The 251-nt window shown below is 79.7% G+C and carries 1 protein-coding gene; it reads left to right on the forward strand.

Translation table 11 applies throughout. From position 1 onward, the window contains the following. Positions 1 to 10: 10 nt before the first annotated feature. A partial coding sequence (locus tag KVT14_RS23590) for a PDZ domain-containing protein (RefSeq protein ID WP_308161188.1) occupies positions 11 to 251 on the forward strand: 241 nt, incomplete at its 3' end.

Genomic DNA, 251 nt, shown 5'->3' on the forward strand with positions numbered 1-251 from the left:
CCCCCTCGGCGTGGCGACGCAGATCGTCGGGGGCCACGACTCGGACACGATCGCGCTCGGCTACCCGGCGTTCCTCGGCGTGCAGCTGGCGACCGGCGCCACCACGACCGTCCCGGGTCTGGGCGGCCGCGGCGGGGCGACGGGCTCGACCGGCGCGGGCGCGACCGTCGCGGGCGTGATCGACGGCACCCCGGCGGCGCAGGCTGGCCTCGCGGCGGGCGACACGATCACCGCGGTCGACGGGACCGCCG

The sequence above is a fragment of the Cellulomonas sp. GbtcB1 genome, from assembly GCF_019091725.1.
Classification (GTDB): domain Bacteria; phylum Actinomycetota; class Actinomycetes; order Actinomycetales; family Cellulomonadaceae; genus Cellulomonas.